The sequence below is a fragment of the Corynebacterium gottingense genome, from assembly GCF_003693265.1.
In the GTDB taxonomy this organism is placed as follows: domain Bacteria; phylum Actinomycetota; class Actinomycetes; order Mycobacteriales; family Mycobacteriaceae; genus Corynebacterium; species Corynebacterium gottingense.
The window spans coordinates 1-1,482 of the sequence record NZ_RDRE01000127.1 but is presented as its reverse complement, the minus strand read 5'-3'; the positions used below and the strand labels follow the sequence as shown (position 1 = coordinate 1,482).

General features: G+C 57.2%; 2 protein-coding genes. Both read left to right on the top strand.

Annotated features, from left to right (window positions below; genetic code table 11):
* A partial coding sequence (locus EAW56_RS12830; protein ID WP_425267115.1) for a Mu transposase domain-containing protein occupies positions 1 to 760 on the top strand: 760 nt, incomplete at its 5' end.
* A gap of 3 nt (positions 761 to 763) precedes the next feature.
* On the top strand, positions 764 to 1,482 hold a 719-nt coding region (locus tag EAW56_RS12165; protein ID WP_122086816.1), incomplete at its 3' end, for an ATP-binding protein.

Sequence of the window (1,482 nt, the reverse complement as noted above, 5' to 3'; positions counted from 1 at the left end):
CAATGCGCACACCCCGTTTCGTGGCAACACCACCAGTCGGCGGCAGCTGTTTGAAGAGTTTGAAGCAGAGTTGCTCACTGACCTTCCCAAACAGCGGTGGCAGCGCACGGAATGGAAGCGGGCCAAAGTCGCTCCCGACTTCCATATCACCGTCGCCAGCGTGCATTACTCCGTGCCCTACACACTTGTCGGCCGCACTGTTGATGTACGCATCACCGGCAACACGCTTACGGTCTTCGATGCCGGCGAGCGACAAGCAGTACATACGCTTGGGCACCAACACGGCGCCTTCGTCACCGATACCGACCACATCCCGCCGCAGATGGCCAACACCCATGGACTTTGGACCTGTGAATACTTCCTGCGCGAAGCTGCCCGGGTAGGACCGCACACCCGCCGGGTCATCGCTGAGCTTATGGATGCGCGCCCAATCAAAGCACAAGCGTTCTTCTCATGCCGCAACGTGCTTTCCATGGGAAAACACGACAACAAACCCGTCTTGGAAGAGGCCTGTAGACGGCTCGTCGACCTTGACGGCCGACGTCAGGCAGTGTCCTACACCGCCGTGAAAAACATGATGGCAGCCGTGCGCAAAGAAGACACGGTACGCACCACCACACAGCCTCAACCCAACGCGCGAGATGCCGCTGCCACCTCCACCACCGCAAAAGCGCCTAGCAAGCGTGATACGCGCGGTGCGTACCTCGGCGGCGCGGAGCAGTTCAGCATCGAAAACCTCACAAAGAAAGGAAACAACTAACCCATGGATGCGCCACAACCAGCATCAACAACCGCACGATTCTTAGACGAATCAGTCCTGCCCATCTTCACACAACTGCGGATGACCGCCTTCGGCCGCACGGTCATCGACATTGCCGCGGATCAAGCATTCGACCAGTGGAGCTTCTCAGACAAAATCCTCTACGCGCTCGATAAAGAAGTCGCGGCCAGGCACGAAAGACGAGTCAACAAACTGCTCAAAGCATCACGATCGCCAAACCCCGATGCTTGTGTTGAAGACATTGTCTACACGCCCAGCCGCAACATCAACAAAGAGCAAATCGCCCGACTTGCTCAATGCCAATGGTGCCAGGATTCGAAAAACGTTGTCATCCTGGGCAAATCCTCCGTTGGCAAGACCTACCTCGCCCAAGCACTGCTCAACGCAGCGTGCAGAAAGGACTATTCCGCTAAGTTCTTCCGCACCGACACCTTGGCCAACCAGCTTGCCGTGCTGCATCACTCGGATCCTGAACGCATGAAATTCCTCGAGGCCATTCACAACACCGATGTGCTCGTACTCGATGACTTTCTCACCACCCCGATCAACGAAGCCACCGCACACCAACTGTTGACCATCATTGCGGAACGAGAAAACCGAGGAGCGACCATCGTGACATCCCAGTTCGCCCCCATCGAATGGTGCAAGTCCATCCCCGACGCTGTCATCGCTGAGTCGATCCTCAACCGGCTCGCCGTCGG